Source organism: Endozoicomonas sp. SESOKO2, assembly GCF_024606245.1.
GTDB lineage: Bacteria > Pseudomonadota > Gammaproteobacteria > Pseudomonadales > Endozoicomonadaceae > Endozoicomonas_A.
Window position 1 is genome coordinate 35,973 of the sequence record NZ_JAHHPQ010000636.1, and the last position, 26,118, is coordinate 62,090.

At 46.7% G+C, this 26,118-nt stretch carries 26 protein-coding genes; 14 read left to right on the plus strand and 12 right to left on the minus strand.

The features are described from left to right. Positions 1 to 18 precede the first annotated feature (18 nt). On the minus strand, positions 19 to 228 hold the full coding sequence (locus tag KDK17_RS15740) for a hypothetical protein (protein ID WP_257280061.1): 210 nt from the start codon (positions 226 to 228) through the stop codon (positions 19 to 21). A 127-nt stretch (positions 229 to 355) separates the two neighbouring features. Beyond that, entirely contained in the window at positions 356 to 1,525 is a 1,170-nt protein-coding gene (locus KDK17_RS15745; protein ID WP_257288488.1) for an alanine--glyoxylate aminotransferase family protein, read from the minus strand. A 151-nt stretch (positions 1,526 to 1,676) separates the two neighbouring features. Between KDK17_RS15745 and KDK17_RS15750 the strand changes: the two genes are divergently transcribed. Then, positions 1,677 to 2,387, plus strand: a complete 711-nt coding sequence (locus KDK17_RS15750) for a DNA-3-methyladenine glycosylase I (protein WP_257288489.1) — start codon at positions 1,677 to 1,679, stop codon at positions 2,385 to 2,387. A 36-nt stretch (positions 2,388 to 2,423) separates the two neighbouring features. Here KDK17_RS15750 and KDK17_RS15755 read toward each other — a convergent pair whose 3' ends face one another. Further along, a complete protein-coding gene (locus tag KDK17_RS15755; RefSeq protein ID WP_257288490.1) occupies positions 2,424 to 2,513 on the minus strand; it encodes a 3,4-dihydroxy-2-butanone-4-phosphate synthase in 90 nt (29 codons plus the stop codon). A 117-nt stretch (positions 2,514 to 2,630) separates the two neighbouring features. Further along, positions 2,631 to 3,497, minus strand: coding sequence for a hypothetical protein (locus tag KDK17_RS15760; protein WP_257288491.1), 867 nt, complete (start codon positions 3,495 to 3,497; stop codon positions 2,631 to 2,633). 459 nt (positions 3,498 to 3,956) lie between these two features. On the opposite strand from KDK17_RS15760, the gene KDK17_RS15765 reads away from it, so the two are divergent. The 3 genes from KDK17_RS15765 to KDK17_RS15775 all read left to right on the plus strand — a co-directional run bounded on the left by KDK17_RS15765 (position 3,957) and on the right by KDK17_RS15775 (position 7,421). Continuing rightward, positions 3,957 to 5,615 (plus strand): ankyrin repeat domain-containing protein, encoded by a 1,659-nt coding sequence (locus KDK17_RS15765; protein WP_257288492.1) that lies wholly within the window; start codon positions 3,957 to 3,959, stop codon positions 5,613 to 5,615. Positions 5,616 to 5,973: 358 nt separating this feature from the next. Beyond that, positions 5,974 to 6,381 (plus strand): hypothetical protein, encoded by a 408-nt coding sequence (locus tag KDK17_RS15770; protein ID WP_257288493.1) that lies wholly within the window; start codon positions 5,974 to 5,976, stop codon positions 6,379 to 6,381. Positions 6,382 to 6,854: 473 nt separating this feature from the next. Then, entirely contained in the window at positions 6,855 to 7,421 is a 567-nt protein-coding gene (locus KDK17_RS15775; RefSeq protein ID WP_257288494.1) for a hypothetical protein, read from the plus strand. Positions 7,422 to 7,489: 68 nt separating this feature from the next. Here the strand turns inward: KDK17_RS15775 and KDK17_RS15780 are convergent, their stop codons facing one another. After that, the gene (locus KDK17_RS15780; RefSeq protein WP_257288495.1) at positions 7,490 to 7,648 is read right to left on the minus strand and encodes a hypothetical protein; all 159 of its coding nucleotides are present in this window, start codon (positions 7,646 to 7,648) and stop codon (positions 7,490 to 7,492) included. Positions 7,649 to 7,792: 144 nt separating this feature from the next. Between KDK17_RS15780 and KDK17_RS15785 the strand changes: the two genes are divergently transcribed. After that, positions 7,793 to 8,362, plus strand: a complete 570-nt coding sequence (locus tag KDK17_RS15785) for a YceI family protein (protein ID WP_257288496.1) — start codon at positions 7,793 to 7,795, stop codon at positions 8,360 to 8,362. Positions 8,363 to 8,545: 183 nt separating this feature from the next. On the opposite strand, the gene KDK17_RS15790 is transcribed toward KDK17_RS15785, so the two are convergent. Together KDK17_RS15790 and KDK17_RS15795 are read right to left on the minus strand one after the other, a co-directional pair. Further along, a complete protein-coding gene (locus tag KDK17_RS15790) occupies positions 8,546 to 10,357 on the minus strand; it encodes a hypothetical protein (protein ID WP_257288497.1) in 1,812 nt (603 codons plus the stop codon). 81 nt (positions 10,358 to 10,438) lie between these two features. Next, positions 10,439 to 10,615 carry a co-chaperone YbbN gene (locus KDK17_RS15795; RefSeq protein ID WP_257280073.1) on the minus strand — a complete coding sequence of 59 codons (177 nt, stop codon included), beginning with the start codon at positions 10,613 to 10,615 and terminating at the stop codon, positions 10,439 to 10,441. A 138-nt stretch (positions 10,616 to 10,753) separates the two neighbouring features. On the opposite strand from KDK17_RS15795, the gene KDK17_RS15800 reads away from it, so the two are divergent. After that, complete coding sequence (locus KDK17_RS15800; RefSeq protein WP_257280074.1) at positions 10,754 to 11,170, plus strand: response regulator; 417 nt, start codon at positions 10,754 to 10,756, stop codon at positions 11,168 to 11,170. A 130-nt stretch (positions 11,171 to 11,300) separates the two neighbouring features. Here KDK17_RS15800 and leuS read toward each other — a convergent pair whose 3' ends face one another. Continuing rightward, on the minus strand, positions 11,301 to 13,898 hold the full coding sequence (leuS, locus tag KDK17_RS15805; RefSeq protein WP_257288498.1) for a leucine--tRNA ligase: 2,598 nt from the start codon (positions 13,896 to 13,898) through the stop codon (positions 11,301 to 11,303). An 889-nt stretch (positions 13,899 to 14,787) separates the two neighbouring features. On the opposite strand from leuS, the gene KDK17_RS15810 reads away from it, so the two are divergent. Beyond that, positions 14,788 to 15,729, plus strand: coding sequence for a hypothetical protein (locus tag KDK17_RS15810; protein ID WP_257255456.1), 942 nt, complete (start codon positions 14,788 to 14,790; stop codon positions 15,727 to 15,729). 89 nt (positions 15,730 to 15,818) lie between these two features. On the opposite strand, the gene KDK17_RS15815 is transcribed toward KDK17_RS15810, so the two are convergent. Further along, positions 15,819 to 16,178, minus strand: coding sequence for a hypothetical protein (locus KDK17_RS15815; protein ID WP_257255455.1), 360 nt, complete (start codon positions 16,176 to 16,178; stop codon positions 15,819 to 15,821). 330 nt (positions 16,179 to 16,508) lie between these two features. Between KDK17_RS15815 and KDK17_RS15820 the strand changes: the two genes are divergently transcribed. The 4 genes from KDK17_RS15820 to hslU all read left to right on the plus strand — a co-directional run bounded on the left by KDK17_RS15820 (position 16,509) and on the right by hslU (position 21,437). Beyond that, positions 16,509 to 17,108, plus strand: a complete 600-nt coding sequence (locus KDK17_RS15820) for an SPOR domain-containing protein (RefSeq protein WP_257255454.1) — start codon at positions 16,509 to 16,511, stop codon at positions 17,106 to 17,108. Positions 17,109 to 17,176: 68 nt separating this feature from the next. After that, entirely contained in the window at positions 17,177 to 19,297 is a 2,121-nt protein-coding gene (locus KDK17_RS15825) for a S9 family peptidase (protein WP_257280077.1), read from the plus strand. A 152-nt stretch (positions 19,298 to 19,449) separates the two neighbouring features. After that, entirely contained in the window at positions 19,450 to 19,998 is a 549-nt protein-coding gene (gene hslV / locus KDK17_RS15830) for an ATP-dependent protease subunit HslV (RefSeq protein WP_257255452.1), read from the plus strand. A 98-nt stretch (positions 19,999 to 20,096) separates the two neighbouring features. After that, positions 20,097 to 21,437: an HslU--HslV peptidase ATPase subunit gene (hslU, locus tag KDK17_RS15835; protein ID WP_257255451.1), complete on the plus strand. Its 1,341-nt coding sequence runs from the start codon at positions 20,097 to 20,099 to the stop codon at positions 21,435 to 21,437. A gap of 4 nt (positions 21,438 to 21,441) precedes the next feature. On the opposite strand, the gene KDK17_RS15840 is transcribed toward hslU, so the two are convergent. Both KDK17_RS15840 and KDK17_RS15845 read right to left on the minus strand, forming a co-directional pair. Continuing rightward, positions 21,442 to 22,584 (minus strand): LPS O-antigen chain length determinant protein WzzB, encoded by a 1,143-nt coding sequence (locus KDK17_RS15840; protein ID WP_257280078.1) that lies wholly within the window; start codon positions 22,582 to 22,584, stop codon positions 21,442 to 21,444. A gap of 282 nt (positions 22,585 to 22,866) precedes the next feature. Further along, positions 22,867 to 23,181, minus strand: coding sequence for a hypothetical protein (locus KDK17_RS15845; RefSeq protein WP_257280080.1), 315 nt, complete (start codon positions 23,179 to 23,181; stop codon positions 22,867 to 22,869). Positions 23,182 to 23,458: 277 nt separating this feature from the next. Here KDK17_RS15845 and KDK17_RS15850 point away from each other — a divergent pair, with 277 nt between their 5' ends. Continuing rightward, positions 23,459 to 23,842 carry a DUF971 domain-containing protein gene (locus KDK17_RS15850; protein ID WP_257255447.1) on the plus strand — a complete coding sequence of 128 codons (384 nt, stop codon included), beginning with the start codon at positions 23,459 to 23,461 and terminating at the stop codon, positions 23,840 to 23,842. 8 nt (positions 23,843 to 23,850) lie between these two features. Here KDK17_RS15850 and KDK17_RS15855 read toward each other — a convergent pair whose 3' ends face one another. Continuing rightward, positions 23,851 to 24,354 carry a hypothetical protein gene (locus KDK17_RS15855; protein WP_257280081.1) on the minus strand — a complete coding sequence of 168 codons (504 nt, stop codon included), beginning with the start codon at positions 24,352 to 24,354 and terminating at the stop codon, positions 23,851 to 23,853. A 224-nt stretch (positions 24,355 to 24,578) separates the two neighbouring features. Between KDK17_RS15855 and adk the strand changes: the two genes are divergently transcribed. Beyond that, positions 24,579 to 25,229, plus strand: a complete 651-nt coding sequence (gene adk, locus KDK17_RS15860) for an adenylate kinase (protein WP_257255445.1) — start codon at positions 24,579 to 24,581, stop codon at positions 25,227 to 25,229. A 157-nt stretch (positions 25,230 to 25,386) separates the two neighbouring features. Then, the gene (gene tsaB / locus KDK17_RS15865; RefSeq protein WP_257255444.1) at positions 25,387 to 26,058 is read left to right on the plus strand and encodes a tRNA (adenosine(37)-N6)-threonylcarbamoyltransferase complex dimerization subunit type 1 TsaB; all 672 of its coding nucleotides are present in this window, start codon (positions 25,387 to 25,389) and stop codon (positions 26,056 to 26,058) included. Positions 26,059 to 26,118 lie beyond the last annotated feature (60 nt).

Genomic DNA, 26,118 nt, shown 5'->3' on the forward strand with positions numbered 1-26,118 from the left:
TAGACGAATAAAGTATGATTACTGCTTTATTTTTTCTTTAACGTTATCGTATACGCCTTCGAGTCCACCTCTTTTTCCCACCTCAAAGTCAAACCAGGCTTTGTCGGCAAAGCGGGGATAGTCCGCTTTCACATAGGCATAATCCTGTCCAATGGACATTTCAAAATGCCGGGACAGGCCGACGATCGCAACCAGAGCCACTAGAATAATTGCCATCAGTTTGTACATGCTTCATACCCTAATGAATTCGTTTCTTCGATATTAGCAGAATGATTTTTTTAGGCTCGATGTACTGTTGAGAATTTTCTTATTAAAAATTCAGGTCTCCCTCACCGGATGAAGGAGACCCGTGCCATCAGTTCTGTGAGCGATAAAACGCGAGAGCGGCGGCCGCCCCGTTTTTATCAGAACCCAGTACTGCCTGCAGGGCACCCAGGCAGCTCAGAACATGGGTCTGGTCGGCGCTGCAGCCCATCAGGCCAATCCGCCAGACCTTTCCAGCCAGATCGCCGAGGCCTGCACCGATCTCCAGGTTGTACTTTGACAGCAAGTCACTTCTCACTTGTGCGTCGTCGATACCATCAGGAATCCTAACCGCATTAAGCTGGCTCAGACGTTCATTTTCAGGAACAACCAGTTCCAGCCCCATAGCTTCCAGACCGGCGGCCAGAGCTTGATGGTGAAGCTTATGGCGGCCCCAGGCGTTTTCGATACCTTCTTCCTGCAGAATAACCAGTGCCTCGTGAAGGGCATACATCGCGTTCACAGGTGCGGTATGGTGATAAGCCCGCTTGGCTCCTTTGCCCCAGTAACCCATAATCAGGTTCATATCCAGGAACCAGCTCTGGACCTTGTGTTTGCGGCTGGCAATTTTCTCTACGGCTTTTTCACTGAAGCTTACCGGAGAAATACCCGGCACACAGGAAAGACATTTCTGGGTGCCTGAGTAGATAGCATCGATCCCCCAGGCATCCACTTCCAGTTCAGATCCACCCAGTGACGTGACGGCATCAACGATGGTCAGGCAGTTATGCTCTTTGGCCAGACGACAGAGTGCTTCTGCATCAGAGCGGGCACCGGTAGAGGTTTCTGCATGAACGAAGGCCAGAATTTTGCTGTCCGGATGAGCCAGCAGAGTTTTTTCAACTTCAGCCACATCAACAGCACGACCCCATTCACCCTGAACAATTACGGGTTCGCCGCCAGCCCGCTCAACGTTCTCTTTCATACGGCCACCAAAGACACCGTTGATGCATACCACTACCTTGTCACCTGGCTCGATCAGGTTGACAAAGCAGGCCTCCATACCAGCGGAACCGGGTGCCGAGATAGGCAGTGTCAGGGCATTGCGGGTTCTGAAGGCATACTGAAGCAGTTCCTTGACCTCATCCATCATGCGAACAAATTCAGGGTCAAGATGACCGATGGTGGGGCGGGACAGGGCTTCTGTAATTCGAGGGTACACGTCTGAGGGACCGGGGCCCATCAGGGTTCGTTTGGGTGGGTGAAATGATTGAATGGTCATGTCTTGTTCTACTGTTATTGACCTTTTGGTCAGGTTTATGACAAGGGAGCCCGTATGTAATACACATTTTATCACTAAGTATCAATGTTCAATTTTTTTTGAGCACTGTATACACTTTCCGGCAAATCGCTGTTGGAGGTATGGAGTGGTCATGAAGCCAGAACGCTATGACATCATTTTTGAACGTGCCTGTGAACGCAAAGGAGGAGAAGCAGCTGTTGAATCTTTGCTGGTAAAACCTCTCTCCAGTGACCAATTACAAAGCATTCCGGACGATCGCTTCCTTGCAGAACTTACCCGCAAGGTTTTTCAGAGTGGCTTTGTCTGGAAAGTGGTGGAACAGAAATGGCCTGACTTCGAGGAGGTTTTCTGGAGTTTTGATATTGAAAAGCTGCTGATGATGCCTGACGACATGCTGGAGCGAAAAGCGACTGATCCCAAAATTATTCGTCATCTCAAGAAGGTCTGGAGCATTCGGGAAAACGCCCTGATGATCCATGATGTACGACAGAGAGAAGGCAGCTTTGCAGAGTTTGTCGCAGTCTGGCCTGAAGATAATATCATTGGTCTCTGGGCCTACCTGAAAAAGCATGGCAGTCGTCTGGGCGGGAATACTGGTCCCTATGCGCTGAGGGCATTGGGCAAAGATACCTTCTTGATGACAAGGGATGTTGAAGGTTATTTCAGAGCCATGAAGATCATTGAAGGCAGTGCTGGCAGTCAGAAAAGTCAGAAAGCCATTCAATTATTTTTCAATCGGCTCAGAGAGAGCAGTGGTCGATCTCTCACCGAACTTAGCAGAATATTGGCTTTTGGTGTCGGCGATAACCGTGTTCAGGCGTTGACGGATACGGCTCACTGAATAGAATTTAAGCACAGGCAGACAATACCACTGCATTCATGGATCAACAGGACCATCTGTTTTACTGTGAGGGGCTTTTGCTGTAAAAATCAGGTCCCCTTCATTTTCCCGGTTTTCGTCATCCACCAGAATGACGTTTTTGCCGCTGCGAAGTGCATCAATCGCTCTATCTACACGCTGGAATGGGTTACCAAATGATTCTGATAATACTTCAGAGCCTGGTGGACTTCTAAAGTCAGAGAGTTAAATCTCACCCATCATATTCTTGAGATGAAAGCGCCCGATGTCCAGCTCGGGTGTCCAGAAATCGACATCATGCAGGTATTCCATCTTGGCGCTGAGCTTTTCAAGATCGGCAGTGATGGCTCTTGAACGAAACAAAGGATCATTCACCTGTCGGACAATACAATCAGCATAGGCCTGGTAGGTCGCTGACTTGTCATTTTCAGGTAGTCTCAGGGCTTGCTCCAGATCGCGATAAGTTCCGGTAAAATCACCATCAAGTAGCTTTTCATTAGCCTGCTCACGGAAAAAAGCTGTGGTTACAGGAATGGCAAAAACTGCCAGATCTTTTGACCAGATGTGCTTCAGCCTCAGGGCTTCAAGTTGACGCATGATGTTTTTAAGCGGGACCTGATTTTCAAGTTCATGGTTCAGTAGGCCCAGCCAGGAGCGTATTTCAAGCTCATCAATGGCCTCGGCAAATTCATGGGGGGCATCCCCGAAGGCGTTGAATTGCTCTATGGCTTTAATGGCAGGAACAAAACTTTTGTTACTGTAATGAATTACGACCCCAATAAAAGCAGCCTTGCCGGCAATCCTTAGCTTCTTTTTCCCTGTTGGTTCTTCACTCCAGCGAATGAGAGAGTTCTGGATGGCCGGATTATTAGCGCGAATATAATCCAGCTCCTGATTTATTTGTTCGGGTGTGTATTCATTGACCAGCATGAAGCAGAAAAGGGATTCCAGCAGCTCAGTTTGATCCTTAGCTACGGCATCCTTGAGTCTCTGACTAAGCTCAGCACGAGTCATTTTCTCTGATAAACCCGGGTAAGGGCTATTACTCTCTTCTGGGATAACGTTATCAATCGGTTCAGCTGCTTTATTCATAGTCTCTTCCGGTCTGTTACACCTTAAAAACACTCTGTTTTGCAGGGGATGTGGCTTATATCGGCCATATTTCCGGTATCTGAGAGCAGCTTGTCAGTTTATGCCTGTTGATTCAGTGATTTATGTTAATCGTGCTTTCTAACTCCTATGTAATGCATATACATTGCCGTATACCCATAAACCCGGAAAAATCAACTGATGAATGGGTAAAACACTATCGCCCGAAGTAGGGTCTGGTGGAAATGAGCCTTGGCCGGTGGCTGGTGGTTCAGCTTTGCCCTGAAAATTCCAGCGTTTCACCCTTCAGAGAGAAGCGGTGTGGACCCGTTTTCATTAGCCCGATTATCATCAGTCTCTTCATCGGTCATGTAGTCCAGCTCCTGTCGGTTAATTTCTCATCCGTTGATTTACTTCGCCCAGAGCCGATAAATCGGTCATTACTGTGACTCAGGGATAGCTATGAAAACGGGACCACGCCTGCCGACTGATCAGGTTCAATCTGATCAGATGCCCCGGCAACAGGACTTGGATTCAGCGCGTTTTAAGCACCGGGCAGTCCAAAGTACCGACGGCCAAACTTTTCTGCACATGCTATTTGCAGCATTCACTCAATCCACATCTTTGCTCAGTCGGGTAACGCAAACTATATTACGGCCTTTGCTCCACCTGATTGGTCATGGAGAGCTTCTGTTAACCAGAGCGCAGAAAATTGAGCAATCGAAATCAGAGCCGCAGAAAAGATTACCGTTTTTGGTCATGAATCTGATGTCACTGTCGACCCGGTTTGATGGTGAAGATAAGGCAAGACTTTATGATTTTAGTGACGGTTGTTGCTATGGCCTTGCCTCAAGCTACGTACTGTACGAGCAGTTGGGGTGTTCAGAGGAATATGATGAACTTTTGAGCACTGTAAGTCAGGATCCGGCACTGGGCTGGGTATTTTGGGATAACCACTATGATCATCTGGCGGATGCTATTCTGGACGCCCAGCAGATGTTTAAAGCCGATCCTGCCACACAGGATCATCAAACGCTCTTTTTATTAAAACTGCGGCCTTTTTGTGAATCGTTACTGGCTTTTCAGGCACCGGGTAGAACAACGTTGCAGGAAGAAGTGCCTGAGCAAAATACAGAGAAGACTGCACAATGGATTGTCTCGGCGGCTGATGGCAATACCCCGGTCTTACATTCAACTCCCTCGTACCCAATTGGGCTTACCGAATCCGGGTTGTGCTTATTATTAAACAAGATCGCAGAAACGACTCGGGAAGGCGGGGGCAGCCGTCTTTTTCATCTCCGGACCGGCATGCATATCCTATCTCTGCAAGTGACTTCCGAAGGATTTGAAATCAGGGATCAAAATATTCGTAACTATAAGCAGTTATTTAAAAAGGAACGGGACTTCTTCGCTGCTAAATGCATAGCCGAATCTTTAAACACCAGTCAAATCTTGTCATCCGGCATGGCCATTCCAAACGAGTCAACGGATACCGTATTTTCCATCAAGGAATTCACAAACGTTTCATCAGCCAGCAACAACTCAGGACACAGGCGTCTTGAAACCCTGTTAGCGGAAATTCCGGAAGCCAGGCTTTTACCCATAAATCATCGTAACCCTCATAAGTTCAATCAGTTGCTACTGGCTGTTGCATTTGGACCCAGTGAAGTGGCTGAAAAAGTGATGGTTAAAGCCACAGAGGTCGCAGACATAGAACCAGGCTTTTTCAATCAGCAAGATCATTTTGGCCAGGTTGCCCTGACTTTGGCTATAGCCATGAATCATACAAATGTCGTGCATAAGTTGTTAGATCAACCGGGCATCCGTACCAATCTACCCAGACAAGATGGTGCAATACCATTACACAGTGCCTGTCATTATGGTCACGCTGAAATAGTGGAAAAGTTACTCGTCAGACCTGATGTCCAAATAAATCACAAAACGAATGAGGGCGAAACCCCGATACTGATGGCGATTAAAGCCGGGCATATTGAAATCGTTAAACGTCTTCTTGAACAGGGTGCTGATATTGAAGCATCTTCAGTAGCGTTAGCTCCTGAGGCATGTCATGGTGAAATCAGGAAGCTGATAGAGACAGAGTTGAAGAAGCGTGGGTTATAGCCTGCAGAGGAAACACAAAAAAGCGCTTTTTACTGAAATTTTTTGAATATTATCGAATGAGCGTAAAACCTCGTGCTTTGCGACACCCTCTTGAGGACGGGGATGTAAGCTCGGCTTGCAAAGCAAACCCCTTGTGCTATTTTGCAGTCTGTCAGGCGTTTTTAGCGATTACGCTACCTGATATGAAAGGTAAAATACTTTCCGCTCTCTGCTTGTGTTTCTTAACGGGGTCGCCCGGACAATCCGAAAGGTAGAGCAGACTGTCGAATAAGGTGTGTCCCGGTATTGGGTTAAGGATACACTGCGGTCGGGCATGACCCTCTGGCTGTAGGAATCCCCGTCGTTCACGGCGGGTAGGATGTCGAGTTTGGTCAGCATCGAAATATCAATGCACAGATCTGCATCCAAAGAAATGAAAAAAGTAAATTATGTTATTAAAATATTGTCTCTTATAGTATTGCTTTCATTATGTACTTTCTCTAAATCTGACGAATCTAATTTTAATTTTGTTAGCGAAGGCTATCACTATGAATGTCGTTTCTATGACTGCCCGATTATATCGACTGCCATGCTAGCTTTCTCTTCTGTTGTTGCTGTAATTGGCTTTTCTATTGCCGGAATAGCAATTGTCGGGTCGTCGCTGGTAACTATTCCAGCCGTTGCAATGGGTGCTTTGATTTCAATAGGCGCAGTTGGATTGGCGTTGGCAATTCCTGTTCTCATTATTGTAGTGCCAGTAGGATTTGTTTTGTATGTTTGTTTCTGAAAAATCGCGCATGCCAAATGGTACCAAAGGACGCCGCCTTCGACGCGCGCTGGATTCAGGGATGTAAGTGACCAGACTAAGCCACTTCCAGTGGCTACGTTAGAGGCAAATGCATAGTTACCTTGGGATGCTTGACCAGTCCCAAGCGCTATGGATAGTGGGTAAACAGTGTATTGAGGGTTAATCACATTGCTGCTATCAAGAAACCGCCTGCTTAATATTGTCTACGCGACCCCGTCGAGGTGAACTTTACTGGTGAAAGCCTGGTTCGGTGCGTAAGCGCCAAAAAAACAGTGTTGGTTTGCCCTGGCAGGCAAGTCAACATTCCTCCCTTACTAAAAGCATGGGGTATCCAGTTGAGATAAAACGATGAACTTTTTCTTTGGAAATCTGTCAAAGCTACTGTCCACAACGCAGTCGCGACGGTTTAACAATCGACATCAGATAAATAACCAGCTCAAAGGAAGAAGAGTATGCAGAGCCATCCCATCATATCGGAGCAAACTGTCGGCGCAGCTTTTGAATTGAGGCTTTACGGCAGCAGATTCAGCAAGCCTGCTATTTTGTTACAAGCCCGTAGAAATGGCTCTTATCACTGTTTTGCCGGTAGGTCAGTCAAGGATCTCAAAGAGGTTTCTGTATTCTTTTCCGATGCGAACACCTGTCACATTCGTATGCTGGACGGCATCTTTCAGTTCCATGTACGTCCTATCCCCATTAAGTCTCTGTTTTCCCCGAAGCCGGATGCTCAGATTAAAACGACAAGCACTGACAATCCTGAAATAACTGCCTCCACCGTCGATGATGTTGTTGATAATAAACCACTACTGCCAGAGGTTGCTGCCCATTCCGGCAAGCCCCAGCCGTTAGCTTCGGAAGATTCCTTCAGCTGTGCGCACAGTATGGCCCCATACGCCATGCCAGGGAGGTGGCAGCCAAGCGACGATACTGAGTCAGAAAGCGGGGTCTATCCTACTCAGGCCGATTCAATCACGATGGCTCCCATCTTGTCACTAATGACTGTGAAGACAGAGCCCTGATTCCTGGCTGCCAGGCAGATGGCAAATGGTTCCGTAAAGAGTACTTGGCTATCCGGGTATGTAAGGTGCTAATATTTATTTCCAGGCTCTGTGGCGGTTTCTGTCACCGGTTTACCTAACTCAACGACCAACTTTAATGCGGATACTTTGAGCTCAGCAATGTACGGTTTCGTTTTCTTTTCAGGCATTTGGACACCTTGATGGGCTCTTAAATTAGCCGTGCTCATGAGTGTCCTGAGAACTGTAAACACTCCATTCAGGGACGAGTAGTTCACCGCATCATTCGTGGAAGTTAATCTGACCTGGCCCGGAGACAACATAGTGACAGCTGAGTTTGAGTTGGCTTATCGCGTGATTTTAAGGGAAAAAAGATGAAGAAATTTCTTATATTCCTACTACTGTTCACTGCTTGTGGACTGAGTAAAGCGGCGCAATTTGAACTAAACCGAGACATATCAAGAGTCTCATTCGCTACGGTGAAGTTACAGTATGTTATTGAGCCAGCGACAATATCCTCTCTGACTGGCAGCATTAGTGAAGCCGGTCAGTTAACTCTGGATATTCCAATCTCTGGCATTGACACTGGAATTGGAATAAGAAATGAACGCTTGAATAAGCTATTCTTCCAATCGGATTTATTTCCCAGCGCTAAGGTTTCAGCAGAAATTTCCAACTCATTATTAGCTTCTGACTTAGTGATCCAACAGCTAACTGTTCCGGCTAAATTAACTCTGTTTGGCCATACACAAGAATTGGAATTTTCAGTCAATGTGGTAAAAAGCGGAAAAGTATTGTCGGTAGCCAGCACTCAGCCTGTTATCATTCGAGCTTCAGAATTTGGTATTCCGGCTAAAAACCTGACAGAGCTGGCAAAAACCGTGGGTCAGATTCCGATTTCTGATACTGTTCCTGTCAATTTCTCATTAATATTCACCCAATAAATATTGGTACTTTTAAAGTCAGGAGGGATCAGTTCTCTGGAATTGCTTATCAGCGGCTGACTATCCAGTGCAGCCAGGTGCTGAAATATAGACGCTTCGTTCATCCCTGACTTGTCGAAGGATGGTTGCACGATACTTTTATAAGCCCGGTTCGAACGGTATGAGGTGTACCGCTTGACTGCGCTAGTTCTTTTGTTTGGCCAGATCTTGATATTTGTCGATGATTCTTTCCAGACTTTTCTTTTCTGAAGCCATAGTGTCCTGGACACTCTTGGGGACCTTGTTCATATTTATTTGGCTCATTTCGCTTAACAGGCCTTTTGCCTGGTTGTGTAAATCTTCGAGCTGATCTGCTGATAATTTTTGATTATTTTTTCCGGTGGTGTCCTTAAGGCGCAGCTCGGCAAATTTGTCGGTGACTGGGTGAGCGGATTTTAGCCAGGGCGTACAATGATCAAGGGTGTACTGAAAGCTGTTCACCCTGGCTACTTTGAAGACACCTTCGCCATGCGTTTTTGCGGTAATGCTTTCCAGAGGCACTTTACCGAAAGGTGTGTCATCCAGCTTCACCCTGTATTTACCTTCCGTTCTGTTCTTAAGGTCATCTAGCAATGCCGTGTAATTCTGATATTCCCGTTGGGATATAACATCCAGTTGTTGATTCAGCCATTGAGATACTTCTTTACCCGAGTTGGGTTCAAGATCCTGCAGGCTCATGGGATCAAGATGGCCATGCTCGGACAGGGGTAACATCATCTGGCTGACTGCTGCCATTCTCACATTTCTGCCAAGCTGATGTTGGTCAAAGAAACGATAAAAGCCGGTAAGGGATTCACCTTTCTGGAAAGCAATATCTTCCAGCCTGTTCCTGAGTTCTTTCTGGGTATCAGAGACACTGCTTTTGTTACTGAATATTGAAGCGCCTGGCACCTCATGCTTGAACCATTTTTTGTCGACGCTTGCTTTTTCAGAAGCCCCCGTCAGAGCCATGGCTCTCAGATATCGGGTGAAAAACTTCGGCATCTGCTCTTTCCAGGGGGTGTCCTTGCCTTGGGCGAGACTTTTGGACATATATTTTGCCGGTGCATCCAGTGCCGCTTGTCTTTTTCTCTGACGTCTAACCGGAAGAGAAATTTCACTAATATGGCTGGTCGGTTCTGTTTCAACTTTCTCTGGTGCTGTGACAGGCGTTTTCTGCACGCTCGCAGGCTCTGTGTTTTTTGCTGTCGGAGCTACATTATTGGGCAGTGAGCTGGTGCGGACTGGTGGTTTTGGAGGTACTTTCTTAACGGTTCTTTCCGGGGGAGCTTGCTTCAGAAGTTTTGCGCCCTCTGTTACCAGACGTCGGTAAAAATGCTTCTTCAGGTTTTGTATCGCAGCGGGATCATCTGCGACTCCGGGGCTTTCCAGTTTGTTGGCTGCGTCCCTGAGGGCTTCTTGTATATCAGAGAATGCATCGTCACCCTCAACACAGGAGCTGGTTTTGAAGGTGGCAATCAGTTCCCGGTATTGCGCCTGCCTGTCTGATGCCGATGATATTTTGGCCAGGTGATGATCCAGAAGATTACTGGTTGCCTTTTGTATAGAAGCCGACTGAGGCAATGCGTTCGTTGAAGATGTTGCAGGTTTGCTGATGGATCGACTGGCAAGTGATTTGGCTTCCGGGGGTCTTTTAGTAAGCACCTGGCTTCTGGGTCTGGTTGGAGCCTTCTGCTCAGTAGCAGGTTGTTGTTGCGGCTTAAGATCGGCTGCTTTAGGGGCCGGTCTGCGAGGTCGGGACGATGTCTTGTAAATGTGTTTTGGCGTTGGAGGAATAACTCGAACGCCTCGTTCATGGATGGAATGCTTTTTAGGAGTTACCTGATCCTCTGGAGGGAGCATCTTGTTGAAGACATTACGTAATGCCCTGACTCTGCCATCATTAGAAACCTGCTGGGTTCCCTCGGGCTGGATCCATTGCGGACCCTGACCTGAGGTTTTGTCGATTAAGCTCATACTGTCCCTGTATGCTGTTTTTTTTACCGTCCCTTAAGAATAGTAGAACCTAATAGCTGCTCTATTTATTATCACTTCTTATTAGCTTTTGGCCGCATTTCTAATCCATTTCTTCAGTTGATTCCCGGGCAGGGCAACGGATGTGCGGTCAATTTCTTTCCCGTTTTTGAACAGAATCAGGGTTGGGATGGAGCGAATTTTGGGAACCCGGTTGGGAGTGCTGTATAAAGGGCAGACGATTTGAACAGGCTTAGACATATCATTTACCGGGGGAGCATGAAAAATAGTACTTGATAGGTGGGGGTGTATTGCGACTTATCAATAGTGTTTGATAATGCAATCTTTGGGTTAACCGCTAATCTGAAAGTAAGATAATTATTCTAAACAGGTTGAATCATGGATGTTTCCCAAATTGCTGAGTCCGGTGTGCTGAATAACAAGAACGTGCTGGTGGCTGAAGATAATCCCGCCAATCAGCTGGTGCTAAAAAAGTTACTCAAAAAAGTCAATATTGTGCCTGTCTTTGCAGAAAATGGTCAGGAAGCTCTCGATCAGTTCAAGAGTAATCAGGATAACTGGGATCTGATTCTGATGGACTGTGAAATGCCTGTTATGAATGGTTACTCTGCTACCGAAGCGATCCGGCAGTTTGAACAGGAGGCTGGAATTGAGAGGCATACCATCATCGGTCTTAGTGCTCACGCTATTGACGAGTTTAAAAACAAGGCTTTATCAAAAGGTATGGACGATTATCTGACCAAGCCCATTGAACGTGACGCTTTGTTTCAAACTCTGGTGGATTATCTCAGCTGAATTATGCAGTCTGTTGAACTCTGGCAAAACCTGTCCAACTCATATCCTTTCTGAAAAGTCACACATCGCATATTAAAAAGGCCAGCAGAAATGCTGGCCTTTTTGACAGTGAGCTGTGGTTAATAACCGGTCAGCTGGCAACAATGTTAACCAGTTTGTCCGGTACTACAATCACCTTGCGAACGGTCTTTCCTTCGATGAACCTTGTTACGTTCTCTTGTTCAAGCGCCAGCTTTTCAATCGCCTCTTTATCCATGCCAGCTGGAACTTCCAGTTTTGCACGAACCTTGCCGTTGACCTGAATCACCATGGTGATAGCGTCTTTTTCCAGGGCCGACTCGTCCACTGCTGGCCAGCCAGCCTGAACCACAGGCTCTGCATGACCCAGAGCATGCCAGACACTGTGCATAGCGTGAGGGGCAATAGGTGCCAGCATCAGAGTGGAGGCTTCCAGGGCTTCACGAAGAACGGCACGGCCCTGATCACTGGTGTCCCCGAACCTGGCAATTGCGTTGTTCAATTCCATGATGGCAGCAATAGCGGTGTTGAAAGTCAGACGACGTTCGCAATCATCGGAAACCTTTTTGATGGTTTCATGAGTTTTGCGACGCAGGTCTTTCTGTTCCTTGCTCAAGGATTTACTGTCCAGAGCCGGTAGATCGCCGGAAGCCAGATGTTCGGAAACCTGTTTCCAGAAACGACGCAGGAAACGGTGGGCCCCTTCAACAGCGCTTTCTGACCATTCCAGGGTCTGTTCGGGAGGAGCAGCAAACATGGTGTATAGACGAATGGTGTCAGCACCGTACTTATCGATCAGATCCTGTGGGTCAATACCGTTGTTTTTGGACTTGGACATTTTACTCATGCCCGCGTGCTCAACGGCTTCACCGGTTTTTTTCAGGGTGGCTTTGATCAATCGACCTTTGTCGTCCAGTTCAAAGTCTACATCTTTGGGTGAAATCCAGTGCTTCAAGCCTTTTTCGTCCAGTGAGTAGAAGGTATCCGCAAGAACCATGCCCTGGCACAGCAGCTTTTTGAATGGCTCGTCGCTGTCGAGCAGACCCGCATCACGCAGCAGTTTGTGGAAGAAGCGGGAGTAGAGTAAGTGCATAACGGCATGTTCAATACCGCCAATGTACTGATCCACTGGCAGCCAGTAGTTGGCAGCAGCCGGGTCCAGCATTTGTTCATCCGTCTGGGGAGAGCAGTAGCGAGCGTAGTACCAGCTGGATTCCATGAAAGTATCGAACGTATCGGTTTCACGGGTTGCTATCTGGCCGTCATGGGTGGTTTTAGCCCACTCGGGATCGGCCTTGATGGGTGAATGAACACCATCCATCTCAACATCTTCAGGCAGCAGTACCGGCAGATCTTCAAGAGGGACAGTGACTTCAGTGCCATCTTCCAGATAACGCATGGGAATTGGAGTCCCCCAGTAACGCTGACGGCTCACACCCCAGTCACGCAGACGGTAGTTAACCTGCTTTTCACCTTTGCCTTGAGCAACCAACTGGTCGGCAATGGCATTGAATGCTTCCTGAGAAGTCAGGCCGTCAAATTCACCAGAGTTGATCAGCTTGCCTTTTTCAGTGAACGCTGCTTTGGACAAGTCACACTGTTCGCCATTTGCAGGCTCTATGACTTGCTCGACAGGCAGCTCAAAGCGACTAGCAAATTCATAGTCGCGCTGATCATGACCGGGTACCGCCATAACAGCGCCAGTGCCGTAATCCATCAGGACGAAGTTGGCGGCCCAGACAGGTACTTCTCTGCCGGTGATCGGGTGAATAGCTCGAATACCAGTATCAACCCCCACTTTTTCCATGGTGGCCATTTCTGCTTCGGTCACACCATGGGTCTTGCATTCTTTAATGAAAGCCGCCAGTTTCGGATTGTTTGCAGCCGCAGCTTTGGCGATGGGGTGCTCTGTGGCAACGCCGATGTAAGTGACACCCATCAGTGTGTCCGGGCGTGTGGTGTAGATCTGGAATTCTTCTGGTGAGCCTGCAGTCGGGTTAGCTATCTCAAAGGTCATCTGAACCCCTTCAGAGCGACCAATCCAGTTACGCTGCATGGCTTTAACCTGCTCAGGCCAGTCTTCCAGCTGATCCAGGTCTGCCAGCAGTTCATCGGCATAAGCCGTGATTTTTACAAACCACTGGGGCAACTCTTTACGCTCAACCAGGGTGTCACAGCGCCAGCAACGGCCATCTTCTACCTGCTCGTTGGCCAGAACGGTAGCGTCGTTAGGACACCAGTTCACAGAAGACATCTTCTTGTAGACCAGACCCTTTTCGTACAGTTGGGTGAAAAACCACTGTTCCCACTTGTAGTAGTCTGGCTTGCAGGTGGCCAGCTCACGATTCCAGTCATAACCGAAGCCAAGACGCTTCAGCTGGCCTTTCATGTAGTCAATGTTCTCATAAGTCCATGGGGCTGGAGCGGTTTTGTTTTTGATAGCGGCGTTTTCTGCCGGTAGGCCGAAGGCGTCCCAACCCATAGGTTGCAGAACATTTTTGCCCTGCATACGTTGATAGCGGGAAACCACGTCGCCAATGGTGTAGTTGCGAACGTGACCCATGTGCAGTCGACCGCTGGGGTAAGGGAACATGGACAGGCAGTAGTATTTTTCTTTGCCAGCCTCTTCAGTGACAGCAAAGCTGTCGTTCTCTTCCCAGTAGTTCTGGGCTTCTGTCTCGATTTTATGCGGGTGGTAATGCTCTTCCATCATGGCTCTTTGCGAGAATCTGGATTTAAAGGGTTTCGTGCCCTGCATTTAAAAATTTGTACAAATGTGCAAATTCGCAGAGTGGAGGGAAACGCTAGTGCTTAGTTTAACCCCCGAAGCATACATGAGTGAGGGCAATGGGGGTAGCGTTTGTCTCTTCCAATATGAAATTTCAGCAGAAACAGAAGGTGCACCTACACTTTCTGAGCGTCGAGCTCGCGCTGAATGGCCAACAATAAGGCTCTGCAGTAGAAATAACGCCAAATTTATGGACCGCGCCGGAGATGCAGGCTCCCGGGATTTTTTGTTATAGGGTTTGTACAACAGAGCACAACAAGGCTGACAGGACGACAAAGTATAAGTTTGGTGATGTACTGAATGCAATGGATGAAGTGGGTGTGCTGGACGTGGCTAATTTGTTCCAGTTTTGTATATTCAGTGAATGACCAGTAATAAACCAAGTGCCAGAATGCTCTTGATATACTTCCTCCAACACAATTGACGCACTGATGGATTCATGATTGAAAGACAAAGATACTTAATTCTGAACCATTGCACTCGCTAAAAACGAGAAATCGTTCAACTCTATCTAATGGTGCGGCTGAAAGAACTTCTGATATAAAAGTATAAAAAAGCAGGGTTAAAATTGCGGTTTTGTCTATATGCACGGGCTATAGCTCTTTTAAGTATTTGAAACTAGCATATTTAATTGATGTGTACTTGCCATATAACCCAATTATAGGGGCTGCTCCGCAGGTGCTGCCCCCTCCCATCTGGAAATTTTTGTAAGGTAGCCTTGCTGAATGGTTAGCAATGATAACCAATTATGGAACAGATTTCATAAACAGATATCTCATATTTAAATCATTTTTTTTAGGAGATATCAACTATGTTGCCAAGTCAAAAGCCCGTAGTATCTAAATTGCAAGCTCAATTTTGCTTAGCACCTAAATTAGAGCTTGATAAAGAGCTCGATTTACCTGCCACTAAAAAATGTAAGGCTGGTGATAGTAGTGAATTGAAAGGATGGGCACTAAAAAAAAGAAAAATAGAATCAAAGTCTTTAAATAAACCGTCTGACATTGATGAAATAAAAGAACTTAAAGCATTGGTTTCGAAGATGGGTGGCGCATTAGGGGGTGGTATAACACTTTCTGATGAAGTGAAAATAAAGGATAAGGAGAAAATGATTTCTCTATTCAACTTGATGCATGCATGTTTAGAAAAATATGAGTTGAATGAAGTGCCAGATAAATACCCCGATTTAATAAATATAAAAGAGGCAATAGAAGATACAACAGGTTTATTTAAAAGTGTGTGTGATGGATTTGTAAGAATTTCTTGTTTAAGGAGTTGTGTTAATATCGATCAAGTGTTTTTAGCTAAATTGCATGACTATTTGGGTGATGATACTTGCTTGGAAGTTTATGCTGGTAATGGTTGGCTTGCCTCAGAACTTAAACTAAGGGGGTGCAATATTGTTGCTACGGATAATTTCTCCAGGTTTGATAAAGAAAGAAGTAGATATTCTCCATTTTTAAGAAATGTCGAAAAAGTAAACGCTTCCGATGCCGTTGCTGATTTTATTGGTAAATTACAAAATAAAGAAAGAGGAGCTATATTAGTGTGTTTTCCCGAAGGTGATTTAAATGAATTAAAGTTGGTTTTTAAAGCACCAGTACAAAATCCTGATATTAGAATAATTGCTATAGGAGCTAATGCTGCAATGTGCTGTATGCCTGAAAGTTTATCTAACAGCGATATAACAGAAACAATAGCCTATACCCCATCCATGAATGGAGAACGTGTTATAGAATACCGGTCCACCTGAGGCTTCAGCCGCGAGCCGACAGGCACGTCGGGTGGTGCGGCGAAGCCCCAAGAAGCCCCAACGAACTGGAAGCATTCGTCTGATCGTGGTTATTGGCGGGTAAGCAAGGCTTGGAGCATTTCTTTGACTTCACTAAATTCAGAGCTTTGCTGGTCAATTTTCTGTTCGAGGCAGTCAAACCGCTCTTTAACCTCATGTTTGAATTGGCTATGTTCTTTTTCTTGCAGGTCAAAGCGCTCTTGAACCTCATGTTTGAATTGGCTATGTTCTTTTTCTTGCAGGTCAAACCGCTCTTTAACCTCATGTTTGAATAGACTGTGTTCTTTTTCTTGTTGGTCAAACCTTTGGTGCATTTCACCACGGGTTTGACCCAGACCATCAACTACGTCAGTCAAAGTGTTGCGAATATGATCAATCTCTGTTGGCTGAGGTCTTGCTTTGGCGCTCACTGGCATAACTCCAATCAATGTGAGTGAATAGCACAGAGTAGCAGAGATTAACGGTAAGACAGTTTCTTTGTGCGCTCCACTGTCAACTCCGCTCTGCAATGACCTTCTTCTACCGTTTTGAAATGTCCCGTTTTCAGCTTGGGATTGGCCATAAAGACCAGATCTAAAGTCACAAGTGCCGTGATTGCATGGTAACAGAGGGTATCCGTGGTAATATGACCTTGTTCGTGAAAATCGTCTTCTTAAAAAGGATATTGTGCAAAACTCCGGTTCATGGGTGAGGATGAGTCTCTTGTTTTTCCCTTTTGAAGTAGATTTTGCATCAGACATATGAGCACCCGTACTCCACCAAAAAGAGGCGCCAGCAAGGCCGCTTCGAAAAAGAAATCCAGTCAACAGTCAAAGCTGCCAGGCTGGATCTGGCTGGTCACCGGTTTTGCGGCTGGCTTTTTTGTGGCTTTCCTGATCAATCTGACACCGGCTCCTGTTTCCGTTAATGCGCCTGCCAAGTCCGCTGAAGCGGCTCAGCCCGATAAGAAAAGTCCGGAACCGGTCTTTGATTTTTATACCGTGCTGCCCGAACAGGAAGTCATTCTGCCTGAACCTGTTGAGCGGCAGTCGCCGCCGACAGTAGCGGCCAGTGAAAAAACTGGTTCAAAATCCGTGTCTGAAGCGCAAACAACCACAAAGCCCGGTGTAAAGTATTTGTTACAGGCAGGTTCATTCCGAAGTGCCAAAGATGCCGAACGCCTCAAGGCTCAGTTGCTGTTGGCAGGCCAGGAACCCAGAGTCGTCAAGGTGACCGTGGGGGCAGGGGAGTCATGGCACAGGGTTCAGCTGGGGCCTTTTGAAACATCAGAAAGTATTGATCAGGCAAAGCAGGTGCTGGCTGATTTCAAAATTGATGGTCTGTTGCTGAGAATGAAATAGCTGGATTCACTTTTTATTCTTGAATGATACAGTGCCTTGAGCGAAGAAAAATCAATCAGGTGGTAAGTATGAAAGCACCGGTAGCCCAAAAAATAGCCCATGAAATCGTTCAACATGGTATTAGCAGGGTGGATGACTACCACTGGCTGAGAGATAGAAACTGGCAGAAGTTTATTGCCGGTGATCTGGATTTTGATAATCCAGCGGTTCTTGAGTACATCCGGTCTGAAAATGCCTATAAAGATGAGTGGATGAAAGGCTACAAGGAGGTTGAAGAAAACCTCTACGGTGAAGTTCTGTCTCGTATCAGGGAAGATGATGAATCTTGGCCGGTCAAAGAAGGTGCTTTTTTCTATTACACAAGGGAAGAAAAAGGCAGGGACTATCCGATTCTTTGTCGCAAGAAAGGCTCAAGAAAAGCTCACGAAGAAGTCTACTTTGATGTAAACAAGGAAGCAGAAGGTAAAGAACTTTATATTTTCGGTGCTTCAGGCACTAACCTCAAGCAGACTCATTTTGCCTACAGTTTCAATCTGACCGGTTCAATGGAGAGAACCATCCGGGTTCGGGATCTGGAGACGGGGCAAGATCTGAAATGGGAGTTTCAAAACAGTACCGGGTCTTTTCTTTGGCATGGCAATGAGCATCTGTACATTGTTGAGCGGGATGAGTCGGGTCGTGGTCGTGACGTGTACAAAGTCGATATTCACAAGGGCGTTACTGAAAAGGAGTTAATCTATTCCAAACCGGAAGAATACGACAGTATGTTTTTATCGTTATCCCGAACCAATGATCGTGAGTATTTCATGATTCATCTGGATAGTGGTTCTACTCATGTCGTGTATGTGGCTGGACGGAATTCTGATCAGTTTGAAAAGTTTGCTGTGGGTGAGAACGATGTCTCTTTCTCCCTGGAGCATTACAGGGGGGACTTCTACATTCTGACCAATCAGGATGAAGCCAATGACTTCAAAGTCATGAAGTGTCCGGCAGCTCCTCACATGCCGATAGCCGATGAAATGCCTGTAGCTCATGAAAAGTGGGCTCAGGAAAACTGGCAGGACTTCATTGCGGAGCAGAAGGGCCTGTGCCTGAGCAGTATCCACTTCTACAGCCACTTTCTGATTGTTGAACGCAAAAATAACCAGAAAGTGCTCGACGAAGTGGCTGTGATGGATATGGATTCCGGAACCTTCTCAATCATCTCCATGCCTGAGGAGGCTCATTGTCTGGAGTTTTATGGTGACTGGGATCATCAGGCGACCGTTGTCAGGCTTGATTATGATTCACCTATATCGCCAAACACAGTGTTTGAGCTGAATCTGGAAAATGGCGCTTTGACAGAAGTTTATCGCAAGGATGTTCCGAATTTTAATGCCTCGCTCTATGAAGTGAAGAGAGAGTTCGCCCCGGCTCGGGATGGTGAGCAAGTGCCACTGACCATTATCTACAAGAAAGGCACTAAGCTGGATGGTAGCAACAAGACCATGGTCTATGGTTATGGTTCTTATGGTCATGGAATGTCGGCAGGTTTTTCTTCGCCTAAATTCAGCCTGATTGATCGTGGTTTTGTCTATGCCATTGCTCATATCAGAGGTGGCGATGACAAGGGGTATGACTGGTATCTCAATGGTAAAATGCAGCATAAAATGAACACCTTTAACGATTTCATCGATTGCTGTGAGTACCTGATTCATCGTAACTATACAAGCAAAGGCCAGATTGCTATCAATGGTGGCAGCGCGGGCGGCTTGCTAATGGGGGCTGTCACCAATATGAGACCTGATCTGTTTGGTTGTGTTGTTGCCGATGTGGCTTTTGTTGATGTGATCAATACGATCAGTGATGCATCTTTGCCCCTGACTGCGCCAGAGTGGGAAGAGTGGGGTAACCCGATAACGAGTAAAGAAGACTTTGACTACATCTCTGGCTACTCTCCCTACGACAATATAGAGGCCGGGAACTATCCGCCTGCGCTCTACAACTCGGGGATATCCGATGAGCAGGTCACTTACTGGGAGCCGACCAAGATGGTGGCCAAACTCAGGGCGTTGAAAACCGATGACAACCCTCTGATCCTTAATATGAAAATGCATGCAGGCCATGCCGGTGCCAGCAGGCGTTACGAGTGGATACAGGATATAGCGTTTGACTACTCCTTTATCCTGAAATGCTTTGATATGCGGTAACAGAGTGCCAAGTGCGAAAATTACACTCATCACCAACTGGTTAGTTACTCACAATGCGGTATGGAAAGTTTTTCCGGGCCGCCCCCTTGATAATTCTGTCTTCTCCCCAATATTAAGTGACGAATCAAGCAAAATGCTAAAAGGAGCCTACCTTGGAACAGTATCGTGGCACCACCATTCTGTCCGTACGTCGAAACGATAGTGTGGTCGTAGGCGGTGATGGTCAGGTTTCACTGGGTAACGCCGTCATTAAGGGTAATGCCCACAAGGTGCGTCGCCTGTTTAAAGGTAAAGTGATAGCTGGCTTTGCCGGTGGCACAGCAGACGCATTTACTCTTTTTGAACGTTTTGAAGCCCAGTTGGAAAAGCATCATGGGCGTCTGGAAAAAGCAGCCGTTGAACTGGCGAAAGAATGGCGTACCGACAGGACATTGCAGCGTCTGGAGGCCATGTTGATTGTAGCTGATGCTAAAGCATCTCTGGTCATTACCGGCAATGGTGACGTTATGGTCACTGATGATGGCATTCTGGCCATTGGCTCGGGTGGATTCTTTGCTCAGTCTGCTGCCAAAGCGCTTTATCAGAATACTGATTTGGGCGCGAAAGATATCGTAGAGAAAAGTCTGGAAATAGCTGCAGATGTCTGTGTCTATACCAACCAGAACCGGGTTATCGAAGAAATCAAGATAGAGCAGTCTTGACCAAAAGGCTGAAAAGCAGAAGTCAGTTACAATATGGCTTCTCGCTGACAGTGTTTAAATGGTGAGTTTGCTGATCTTTCGTTTACAGAGTTTGTGACATGTCAAATATGACCCCTCGTGAAATCGTTCACGAACTGAATAAACATATTATTGGCCAGGATGATGCCAAGCGAGCCGTAGCCATTGCTCTTCGCAATCGCTGGCGTCGTATGCAGCTGGATGAAGAGCTGCGAAATGAAATCACTCCCAAGAATATTCTGATGATTGGTCCTACCGGCGTGGGTAAGACTGAAGTCGCTCGCCGTCTGGCTAAACTGGCTAATGCGCCTTTTATCAAGGTCGAGGCAACCAAGTTTACAGAAGTGGGTTATGTTGGCCGTGATGTTGAATCTATTATCAGGGATCTGATGGATGCAGCTATAAAAATGCTGCGTGAGCAGGAAGTTGAGAGAGTAAAAGATCGTGCTCTCGATGCGACAGAAGAAAGAATACTGGATGCCTTACTGCCGCCTCCCCGCTCCTTCTCGGAGGACGCCGAAAAGCCTCAGGATAATACAACCCGTCAGGTGTTCCGCAAGAAGCTGCGTGAAGGCCAGCTGGATGACAAAGAGATCGAGATTGATGTTCGCGAAGCAGCCATGGGTGTGGAAATTATGGCACCTCCCGGCATGGAAGAAATGACCAGCCAGCTGCAGAATATGTTCTCAAATCTGAATTCTGGAAAGCAGAAAAAGCGCAAGCTAAAAGTCAAGGACGCTTTGAAACTGGTTCAGGACGAAGAAGCTGCGAAACTGGTCAATGAAGATGAACTCAAAACCAGAGCGATAGAATCTGTTGAGCAGAATGGCATTGTTTTCATCGATGAAATTGATAAGGTGGCCAAGCGCTCTTCCAGCTCAAATGCTGATGTTTCCCGTGAAGGTGTTCAGCGGGATCTGTTGCCATTGATCGAAGGCTGCACCGTTTCCACCAAGTACGGTATGATCAAAACGGATCACATTTTGTTCATGGCTTCAGGGGCGTTTCATCTTGCCAAGCCATCTGATCTGATTCCGGAACTGCAGGGCCGCCTGCCTATTCGTGTTGAATTGAAGGCACTTACCACCAGAGACTTTGTTCGTATCCTGACTGAGCCGAATGCATCCCTGACGAAGCAATATCAGGCTCTGATGAAGACAGAAGAACTCAATATTACCTTTGCTGAAGATGGTATTGCCCGAATTGCGGAAGTGGCCTGGACAGTCAACGAGAACACCGAGAATATCGGTGCCCGTCGTCTACACACTGTTATTGAGCGTCTGCTGGAAGAGATCTCCTACAGTGCAGCAGACCTCTCTCACAAGCACAGCGAATCACCGCTGTTGATTGATGCTGCTTATGTTAACGAGCATCTGGGTGAGTTGGTTCAGGACGAAGATCTGAGTCGCTATATCCTCTGACCTTTTAGCCGACCATACTCGGGACGTTATGGTCGGCAGCTCGCTTTCTCTCTTCTCTGCTTTTGAGAGCTATCCTGATCAGGGCAAGGAAGACTCCGGCCATCAGACCTAACATAGCGCCTAAAACGACAATAAGCTTTTTATTGGGTTTAGAGGGCGAAGCTGGCATGACCGCAGGTTGCTCTATCTTGGCTGGAATCATGGAAGAAAAGTCCGGGTCCAGTTTTTCTAATTGTTCCAGCTGGTAAACACGACCGGATACACCTCTGATATAGGGTTTTTCTGTGCTATTTTCTGTTTCGGGAATGCTGTAAAAGCGATACTTCTCAATTCTGTTATTGATCGCGTCAACTCTCGACTTCAGAAGCTTCTCACCCAGCAGGTAAGGGGCTCCATCAAGAATGGTTGCATTCACTTCACTGGTCCGAAGTTCAGTAATCCCGGCGGCTTGTGCCTGGGCTAAAGCTTCTCTCAGTTCTGTCAGGCGCAGTTTGTTGTAGGATATGAAGTTTGATTCCAGACGATTGATATGGCTTATGATCTGTTTTTTCTTTATGTCAATCTGTGCTTGAAAGTTCTCATTCATATGGTTTAAAAATCGGTCCTGAGCGTATGGCAAAAGAATTTCATTGACGATTGATGCTGATTCTTCAGGGCTGTGAGAGCTATATCGAATTTTCGTTCGACTGTCCCCCTTGTCCGTTGTGATGGCTAAGTTGTTAGAGAATGCCTGATATTGCGCTGCAAGCATTTCAGGATCGGGTGTGGAAGTATTATCCGCAAGCGATGACTCCTGGAAAGCATAACGTCTTGCAGCAGGACTGGTTAAATACTTCATATACAGCTGATAGGCTTCTTCAGTCGAAAGGTACCCCGAGCCACTGTTATTACTATTTGAAGCAATTAAGAACACATTACTGTTCCAGGCTGCAATATCTGCAGAAGAGGGTTCGTTTAAGACGGCTTCAGTTGTGTAGCTTACAGGAAGCTTAAAGGCTGTAACCACAGCAATGGCTGTTGCTAAAGTGGTAATCGCTATAATCAGCCATTTTTGGGCAAATAGTTTTTCTACAAGCTCAAAAAGATCAATTTCGTCGTCAGGGTAAGGGTTATGGTATAAGTCATTAGGTGTCTGTAGGTTGTTCATGCCTGAGATAAAATCCTTGGGCGTAATTATTGGTTAGGTAATGACTCGCCATTATCCTGAATAAAAGGGTTAATGTCTCCTCTGGTTTTATGTCGATCATTCAGGGGTGGGTTGTAGCTTGCCTGGGAATGGATTGTTGTTATATTGAGGATGTCAGCCAATAGGCCTCCAACTCTGTCGGAGGCCGCTTGACTGTCACTCATAGTTCAGTGATTTTCAACGTTTTATCGCTACTTGCAGTCAACAGCTGGCAGCCAGTGGTACTGAAAGCAGCGTAGTTGATCACTTCTTCATAGAGGTGCCTTGTTCGAAGAATACCCCATCGGCATCACGACCAAAGGTTCTCGTTGTTCCATCCTGACTGGTCATCAGGACTTGGGTACCATCGGCGCTGAAGGTAGCTGACCTGATTGGGCTATCACGAAAAACGGTGGCCTTTTCTTCCGATGATCCATCGGATTTCGGGCAATAGATTTTCGCGCTGCCATCATCACAGACGACAACCTTACCGAAACAATTACCTTGAGCTTGAACAGGCTGTGGCGAGACTGAGTAAGTCTGCCCAGCAGCAGCGCTGGGCGTGTTATTTACGTTCATGTTAAGTTCCTTTCGTTAATTTAGTAGTATCCTCGATCACAAGGATGTTGGTTTGAAGGGCATTCAACAAAGATGTCCTTCAACTCTTTGAATGGTTTACAGATGGAAAGTTCAAAACATTGATGTAAGCGCAACTAACAAGGAAGCAAGACTCTAACTACCATCGGACACCTATTCACCCTTTCATATCAAGTTGTGTCTCAAATTTGTCCCCTACAGAGGACTCTGATGTAGACTGCGTTAAGCCAGTCGTTCAACTAAAGCAGAGACTTTCAGCATGCAGCAAAAAATCCCGGAAGCATTGAACTTTCACAAGCAATCCCAACGACTCGAGTTGAATTACAGTGCAGATGAGACATATCAACTCAGTAGCGAGATGCTTCGCGTCCACAGTCCTTCTGCCGAGGTCAGGGGGCATGGTAATCCAGTGCTGCAAAGGGGTAAAAAGCAGGTTCAGATCATCAGCATAGAAAGGGTGGGCCATTATGCGATTAAAATTCACTTTAATGATGGTCATGACAGTGGCATCTACGACTGGGGCTATCTCTACGATCTTTGCGTCAATCAGGAAAAATACTGGGAGAGCTATCTGGAGAAGCTTCACCAGGCGGGAGAAAGCCGTGAAGCTGATGCTGATGTCGTCAAACTGATGATCCGTTAAATCTTTAATTAATTGAAAAGACTACCTCTTTCGGGTTTCCACAAGTAGACCGCTTTACTCCAGGGGCATTCATAGAGCTGCATCATGGTTCTCTCATTATGAGTGATGACGATCTGGTAAGTGACTGATTCTCTCTGGGGCCTGCTGGTCAGGATAATGGTGGCAGGTTTACTGATAAGAACAGGGGTTCCACCCAGGTTGAGGGTCTGTTGGTAGAGCCTGTTCATGATGGTTGAGATGCTGCCACTGGCAGGATCGTAGGAAAAATTTTCGTTAAATGAAACTCTGTAAGTGCGCTTGTCAACGGGCAGGTCGCCAATGTTCTTGCTTATCTTACAGTTGTCGAGAGTAAGATAGCCGGAAGGCGGTCGGTTACTCTTTATAGCGGATAGTAGCCAGCGATGTCCCATGATTTTAGCGTTAGGAAGTGCCAAAGTGGTGACCGGCAAGGTCACAGCCAGTAGGGTCATAGCCATTATGGACACTATCTTTACTCTGTATGACCTTCTCATGTCTGCTTCTCTTCAGAATGGGCGTTCTGATGACTGTATCGGCCAGCGGATGCAGAAATTTCATAGTTGTGACTTAACCTCGTTTATCTTGGTGATGGGTATATGGAGGTTAGAATTTTCCTGTATCAACTTGTAACGCAGTGACTCTGTGTATATCCTTTGTGCCTTTTAAAATCGTCATAACAAGGCTCGAGCAGTGGGTCTTGACAGACAGGAGCCTGTTCATGAGAGTGATTCTGTTGGGTGCCCCGGGTGCCGGAAAAGGTACGCAAGCCCAGTTTATCATGGAAGAGTTTGGTATCCCCCAGATCTCTACCGGCGACATGCTGCGCGCAGCAATCAAGGATGGTACCGAGCTAGGTCTTAAAGTAAAGGCGGTTATGGATTCCGGGTCTTTGGTCTCAGATCAAATCATCATTGAGCTGGTTAAAGAACGTATCGGCAAAGACGATTGTGCCAAAGGTTTCCTGTTTGATGGCTTCCCCAGGACCATCCCACAGGCTGAAGCACTTCGTGATGCCGGTGTAGATATTGATCATGTGATCGAAATTGCCGTTGAAGATGAAGAAATTGTTCAACGCATGGCAGGAAGACGTGTGCACCCTGACAGTGGCCGTACCTATCACGTTGTCTACAACCCACCAAAGGTTGAAGGTAAAGATGATGTAACGGGTGAAGACCTGATTCAGCGTGATGACGATATTGAAGAGACCGTCCGCAAGCGTCTTGGAGTTTACCACGATCAGACCGCCCCTCTGATCAGCTTCTACGAGAACATTGAAGGACAGACCCGCTATACCCGTGTTGAGGGTGTAGGCAGCGTTAATGATATCAAGGCCAAAGTGATCAGTGCCCTTAAGTCTTCGGCTGCCTGATAAGCTTTGTTGTCTGGCATCTCCAGATGCTAACCGTAGAAAAAAGGACGACTATGCGTCCTTTTTTACGTTTTCAAGAGACTTTCGCATTAGCGGGCAATGATACGGCCTGCTTTTGAATGTGTGAGATACCCCTCCTCTCTATAGAGATACAACGATGAAAATCCTGGCTCTTGATAGCGCTACAGAAGCCTGTTCAGTTGCACTGAATCTGGACGGTGAGATTGTTGAGCATTTTGAGTTGTTACCCAGAAGGCACAGCCGTGAGCTTTTGGGAATGGTTGACAATCTTTTGAAAAAGCAGGGCGTCAGCCTGTTTGATCTGGATGCCATGGCTTTTGGTCGTGGGCCTGGTGCTTTTACAGGTCTCAGAATAGCGACTGCCATGGTGCAGGGGTTAGCGTTTGCCACGGACAAACCGGTTGTTGCAGTGTCAACCCTGAGAGCCTTGGCACAGGAAGGCTTCAGAGTGCATCAGTCAAACGCTGTACTGGCATCTATTGATGCCCGCATGGGGGAAGTTTATTGGGGTGCTTTCAAGGAAGAAAATGGATTGATGAGGCCAGTGATTGAAGAGAGCGTTATTGCTCCAGAGCAAGTGCTCGTGCCCGATGGCGAAGAGAACTGGCTGGGAATGGGAACGGGTTGGCAGTTCGAAGACTTGCTGGCAGCAAAAGTGGTGAAGTGTTTTCCCGAGGCTTATCCCAGAGCGGCAGATATCGCTATTCTGGCTGCGGCTGATTTTAACGAAGGATTTGCAGTGCCTGCTGAGCAGGCCAGACCTGTCTATCTCAGGGATAAAGTTGCTCTCAAGAAAAGTGAACGCTGAAATGCCTTTTCTTTGTTAACCATTCTTTGAAGCCGATATGTGCTGATATTACCCGGTAAG